This window comes from Streptomyces sp. Je 1-332 (assembly GCF_040730185.1).
In the GTDB taxonomy this organism is placed as follows: domain Bacteria; phylum Actinomycetota; class Actinomycetes; order Streptomycetales; family Streptomycetaceae; genus Streptomyces.
The window spans coordinates 8,268,400-8,274,399 of the sequence record NZ_CP160402.1 but is presented as its reverse complement, the minus strand read 5'-3'; the positions used below and the strand labels follow the sequence as shown (position 1 = coordinate 8,274,399).

The window sequence follows — 6,000 nt, the reverse complement described above, 5'->3', positions numbered from 1 at the left end:
GCGCGCGGTCTGCTCCGCAGACACAACGCGCCGCCGCTACGCGGCGGAAGAGGCGCAGCGCTCCGCGCTGCTGGCCGGCCACTCCGTGGCCGCCGTGGCCAACTCCGTTGGCCACGGCTCGAATCGCTCCGCGATTCGAGCCAGCGGAATCCGCTCCGCGGATTCCTTAAAGTGCAGCTACAGAAGGGAGTCTGATGGCCCGGCACCTTGCTCGGCGGACCGAGGTGACGGACCCCCTCGCGACCTGAGCTGTGACGGTCGTACCGGTTGGGCACTCCCTCAAGGTGCAGGAAGGTTCGCCCTCTGGGTCTCAGCGTAGCCGAGTTGGCGCCGTTCCTCTGCTTTTTGGATGCAGAAAAATCTAAGTGATCTCCGGGAGATCGGGGCAGTCCTCTCCGGCCGTGCTGGAGGGTACGGTCCAGTTCTCGCGGAGGATCTCTTGCATCAACTTGCTTTGCTCTTCGGCTAGTTGATCGTTCTTATGCTTGGTGCGCGTCTTGGACAGCCACGGGCCGATCATGACGCGCTCGCCGTCCACCTCGATCCACTCCCGGGCGCCGGGCGGTCGGCCGTGCCGCTCAACGAAGGCCCGGAGCAGCGTCGTGTGCTGCTCGAAGGAACGGCGGCGCCGTGGACCAGTGGACGGGATAACGGCCTTGGGGGCGGGGAGCGGGATCTGGTCGGGGGTCAGGCCGAGGCGGGTGAGGAGATCGCGTTGGCCGGGGTCGAGCTGGGACCAGGTAGTGAACTGGCGGTGTAGCCAGGATCCGGCTTTCACTCCGCCGACCATCGTGTCGCGGCGCAGCGTGGCTGGGTGGTTACCGGCCTCGATGTGGTGGTGCAGGAGGTGGTATTTGCGGTGCCAGTCCGGGCCGTACGGAAGCGTCCAGGTGGGGTCGAGGGCGGTGAGTTGGGCTTCGCGGTTGGAGTTGAGGAGTTGTTTGCGGGCGAGGCCGCGGCAGTTGACGAGGAACTGGCCGCCGGGGGCGGTGGCGGGGATGGCGAGGTGGCCGTGTTCTTCGTGGAAGGCTTCGAGGGTGGCCAGGTTGGCTTGCCAGGCGGCTTCGTTGTCGTCCCAGACCATGCCGAGGTCTTCTAGTTCGGAGATCCAGCCAGAGTCGAGAACGCCCTGGTGGTAGGCGGTGCGTTGCCCGGTGATGAAGGCGCCGAGGCGGTAGCCGTAGGCGTCTTCGAAGTCTGCGGGGACGCGTAGGTGATGGTGTTCTTCGTGGTAGCGGATGGCGGCGGCCAGTCCGGCGCGGCGGGGTTGGGAGAGGGCTGCGCCGGTGGCGGGCCAGGCGATGAGGTCCATCGTGCGGGCGATATGTTCGGGGTCGAGGGTGAAGTCGAAGCGGAAACGGCGCGCGAGGAGTCGGTGGGTGTCGCGGTCCAGGCGGTGCTTGGTGTTCTTTCTGGGGGCGCGGGCGGCGATGGTCTGGTCGTGGCGGCGTAGGGCTGCGGTGACGAGCCACAGCGCCTCGTAGGGGGTGCCCAGGAGGTCGGTGGGGTCGGCGCCAGGCGGGATGTGGGCGGGGATGACCAGGCTGGCCGTCTTGTGGTCGACGGTCGGGGGCTTGCGCAGGGCGCGGCCGAGGGACTGGACGATGCGGCGCACGCTGGCGGTGCGGTCGGCGAAGACGACGGCGTCCACGGCCGGCAGGTCGATACCCTCGCCCAGGACCTGGGCGTTGGTCAGGATGCCGTGGTTGGCGGCGATGAAGCGGCCCTGGATCCTCTGGCGCTGGTCGGGGGTGTGAGTGCCGTTGATCGACTGCACGACCAGGTCCGCGGCCCAGGCGGGGCACTGCTCTTTGGGGAGGGTGCGCAGGGTGTGGGCGAACTGGCGGGCGAAGTCGGCTGCGTCGGCGACCTGCTGGAAGTAGACGATCACATGGTGGAGGTCGTGGTCGTTCATGGCCTTGAGGACGGCCAGGTGCAGCGCTGTGGTCCGGCGGGCGTTGGGGCCGAAGCTGGTGCGCAGGTCTGGGTCGGTCAGGACGGTGCGCAGGTCGGTGTCGGTGACTGTGGGGATGAGGAGCTGGTAGTCGGCCAGGACGCCGTCGTCGATGGCATCGGCGTGGGAGTAGGTGTGCAGGCGTTTCCCGAAGACCTTGGGGTCGTCCATGGAAGCGATCATTGAGGGGGCCTCCCACGCAGGCGCGGTCGCGGCGGTGCGCTTTGGTTGGGGGCGCTGGTCCGGGGCTTCGGCCAGGCGGGGGGCTTCCCACTCGTAGGGGGTGGCGGTCAGGTAGAGACGGCGGTCGGCGGGGATGCGCTGGTTATCGTGCAGGGTCGTCCAGCGTTTGTCCCAGCTGCCTGCAGTGCGGTGCGCCTCGTCCACGATCAGCAGATCGAAGACGGGTGCGGGGAAGGAGGAGCGCTGGGTCTCCTCGATCCGGGGCAGGGAGTCCAGGGTGACGAACACGGTCGCCTTCTCGTGCCGACTAAGCCAGTACGCCAGGAACGCACCCGAACCCGTACTCACCGCTCCCGCCTTTGCGAGCAGGGGATGCTTGTCCGCGCGCAGCGAGGAGATGGCCATCAGCGGCTCTGTGCGGCCATCCGCGCGAGCAGCCTGGGCCCACTGGCCGATCAGGTCCAAAGACGGTACGGCGATGAGGAGACGGGCGGTATCGAGCTCCTCGGCGGTGCGCAGCGCGATCAGCGTCTTGCCGGTGCCGCACGCGGAGACCATGTGGCCGCGCGTACCCGGCTTCCTCAGCCCGCGTACCCCGCTGTCCACCGCCGCCTGCTGATCCGGCCGCAGCACCCGGCGGGGGGTGTTGGGGTCAGAGGCGGGGCGCGGGGCCGCGGGCTGGGGACTGGGGCTTGGGGGCATCACCACGGATAACCTCGGGCTCACGGCGGCATGGTCGTGCCCATCCTCCCTCACTCGGCACAGGCTGTGCGGGGGTACCTCAGGGTGGTGTGGTGCCGGGCTGAGACGGGACGGGTACTGGTGGGATGGTGGCGGGTACGGTCTGTTCAGCGAGTTTGCGGTAGCCGGTCGTAGTGAGGGAGCGCCAGGCGCGGTAGAAGCCGAAGGCGGTCGCTGCGCCGAGGGCGGTGGTAGCGCCCAGGATGAGTGGGCGGTGCTCGAAGGAGTAGCGCAGCATGGCCAGGTCTGCGGTGAGGGTCAGGGCCAGGGTGTTGAGAGTCCATCCGCGGCAGATCCGCATGCGGGAGCGCGCGTAGTCCGCCCGGGCTGCCAAGACCGGGAAGTCGGCCAGGCGCAAGCGCGCTTGGGCGTAGGCGGTGTTGGAGGGGAAGAAGCGGGTGCGCAGCCGACGGCGGTGCGGCGTGAGGGCGGTATCGGCCGCCCGGTCGATGGGGATGCCCAGGGCGTAGGCGGCGGCGAGCGCTACTCCGGCCGCCGCGGAGGAGCCCGCGAGGGGGGCGAGTTTGGCCGTGGTAGCTGGGCCGATCAGAGCGACGAGGAGGAGCACGGCTGCGGTGAGCGCGCCGATGCCGACCACGAGGACCTCGATGAACATCGCGGTGGCGGCCACGAGGGCTGGGGGCTCGGGCTGTGTTGGGCTCGTCATAGGGCGACTCCCCAGATCTGGGCCATGTCGGTGATCATGCTGTCCGGTAGCTCGCTGTTCTTCCAGGCGATGTGCAGGTCGAAGCGGGAACGGATCTGGGATAGCCGTTCAAAGATGATCAGGCTTTCTGGCTGGCTGGCCAGCAGGTAGCGGCCGTGCTTGAGGAAAAGGGCGCTGGTGGGTCCGTACTCGGTGTAGGCACGTTCGAGACGCTCGCGGAAGCGTTTGGTGAACTGGGTGAGTTGCTCGCTGTAGGCGGTGGTGTCATCGATGGTCTGGGAGAGGGTGTCGATGACTTCGTGGGACAGGTCGGTGCTGTAGGGGTGGTCAGTGAAGGTGCGGTAGATCTGTTCGGCCGTGTTGAGGAGGTGGTTGCTGTGTGCAAGGTCGGGGTGCTGTGCCATGGCTTCCACCCCCCGTTCGACCTCGAGGTCGAATAGTTCGACCAGGGCAATCAGACGGTACAGCGAGCGTCTGACATCGGGGGGTGGGGTGACGCCGGGCTTGTAGAGAAGCTTGTGGGACATGCGTGACCACAAGTCGACGGCCTCGGTGCGTAGTTGGATCTCACAGTCGTACGGGTTGCCGTCGGGGTCTTCTTCCCTGCCGACCATGACGGCTTGGATGTGCAGGCGGGGGTAGCGCAGGCGGTCCTCGTCGCCGGGGGTGTCCCGGTCGTCCTCTACCCACCGGACGTCAAGGCACTCTTTGATCATTTTCAGGGCGGGGTCGAGCAGACCTCTGTGGGGCACGATGACGCGTACGCCGGCTTTGTCGGTGATTTCCTTCCAGGGGTCGGTGTAGCCCTTGCGGTACATCTTCGTGTTGAAGCCGCTGACCTCCTTGGCGCGGGCGGTTACCTCGCAGGCAATCCCGCGGAGGGCAATGTGATGCTCCAGGTGTGCCTTGGTCGCCTCGGCTGCCTTTTCGATGCGGGGTCGTTCGTGTTGATAGCGCTGGAAGGCTTCATCGGCGCTCAGGGGCACGGCTGACCCAGCCAAGCGTTGGGGAGGGTGCCGCGGAACGTCACGTCTGGGCCGGTGGGAGCGCATGTCCGTTGTGGGCAGGCGTGGCTTTTTTGGGGAGGGCGCGGATTGTCTCGAATCCAGGAAGTGTCTCGGCCTGGATGGGCAACTCGGGGCGCTGAGTGGGTGGTTTGGGAGGGCGGCCCGCTGTTGCTCCGCTGCTGGTCTTGGTGACGGTCGAGGTGACTGTCACCGTCGTCCGGCCGTCGCCGAGGTCCTCTACTTGGATGGTTCCGTCCTGCATGGCTTCTACCGGGGCGACTAGGAAGGCACCGTTGGACAGGTCCACCCGCATCTTCTGGAGCCTGTTGCTGATGAGCTCGGTGTTCTTCTCGAAAGTGCCGATAGGGACGTCGTTTTCGGCAAGGAATGCGGCAAGGTCGGCCTGGTGCGCGTCGCGCAAGTGGGTGCGGATGAACTCCGTGGGGTCCACTGTCGGGGTGGGGCTCTGGAGTTCCACCATAGTGGCCAGCACGTAGTTCATACGGGTGTCTGAGTCCGTGCAGCGGCTGTTGACCCAGTTCATCGCGGTGTCGTGGAAGCGGCGGGTCAGTTCCCTGGGGTCGTTTTGATGCCGACAGCCCAGGAACTTCTCGAGGAAGAAGCGGGCCACGTCCTTGCCCGTTGTCTGGGGGTCTGCAGCCCATCCCTGAAGCCCTGGTTCAGCCAGCCCCTCTTCGGAGAAGAGGGCTACTTTGTACACCTTGGATTTCTGGGTGAGCAGGAGGTCATCGAGGTACTGCATGGCGAAGGTGCGCAGGCCGTCGGTGACGATCTCGTTGGTCTGCATGCCGGTCTCGTGCTCGAGTTTGACCATCAGCAGCGCCTGCTGGCCGTCCAGGCGGGCGGAGGCGACCAAGAGAAGCCCGGCCGGGCTGTTTCCTCCTTGGCTGTCGCGCAGTGCGTGTGCCAGTTCCCCGGAGACTTGGACGAGGTCCTGTTCAGTGTCGAGGAAGGCGCGGACCGTGTCGGGCAGGGGGGATTTGAGTTCCGGGTCCTCGATGACCTCGCGCCCCAGACGGGCGAAGACGTCACGCAGTTTGCCCTGGAGTTCGTAGCGCACGTCTTCGTCCAGGCGGCAGAACGTCTGGCTGAGCTGGAGCGGAAAGAGCTCCTCGTTCTGGGTGCGTCTGGGCACTATGTGGACGATGGCCTGGTCCACGACGAGGTCCCCGAAGTCGGTCCGCACTGCCCACCCCACGCATCCCGCCCGCACCCCCGTAGGCCGGACGCATTGTCGCCAGACGCAGTCCGGAGCGGAGCTAGCCCGTCCCGCGGCGTACGTCTGTGCGGCATCACCTGGCCCGGGGCGGGGCGGGCCGGTTCTGGGCCTGTCCGTGTCACGTGCCAACAATCTTGCCGCTCATCGTAACGGAGCGTACGAAGGCCATGGCAGGGATACCGGGAGTGGTGGCTGAACTTCAATGGTG

The 6,000-nt window shown here is 66.9% G+C and carries 4 protein-coding genes; all 4 read right to left on the bottom strand.

Going from position 1 to position 6,000, the window contains the following annotated elements:
• Positions 1-361: 361 nt before the first annotated feature.
• The 4 genes from ABXJ52_RS37545 to ABXJ52_RS37530 all read right to left on the bottom strand — a co-directional run bounded on the left by ABXJ52_RS37545 (position 362) and on the right by ABXJ52_RS37530 (position 5,732).
• Complete coding sequence (locus ABXJ52_RS37545) at positions 362-2,839, bottom strand: Helicase associated domain protein (RefSeq protein ID WP_367048702.1); 2,478 nt, start codon at positions 2,837-2,839, stop codon at positions 362-364.
• A gap of 79 nt (positions 2,840-2,918) precedes the next feature.
• On the bottom strand, positions 2,919-3,545 hold the full coding sequence (locus ABXJ52_RS37540; RefSeq protein WP_367038148.1) for a hypothetical protein: 627 nt from the start codon (positions 3,543-3,545) through the stop codon (positions 2,919-2,921).
• Positions 3,542-4,531 (bottom strand): hypothetical protein, encoded by a 990-nt coding sequence (locus ABXJ52_RS37535; protein ID WP_367038150.1) that lies wholly within the window; start codon positions 4,529-4,531, stop codon positions 3,542-3,544. Before ABXJ52_RS37535 ends, ABXJ52_RS37540 begins: the two co-directional genes overlap by 4 nt.
• 40 nt (positions 4,532-4,571) lie before the next feature.
• Positions 4,572-5,732, bottom strand: coding sequence for a nucleoid-associated protein (locus ABXJ52_RS37530; RefSeq protein WP_367038151.1), 1,161 nt, complete (start codon positions 5,730-5,732; stop codon positions 4,572-4,574).
• Positions 5,733-6,000: the final 268 nt, after the last annotated feature.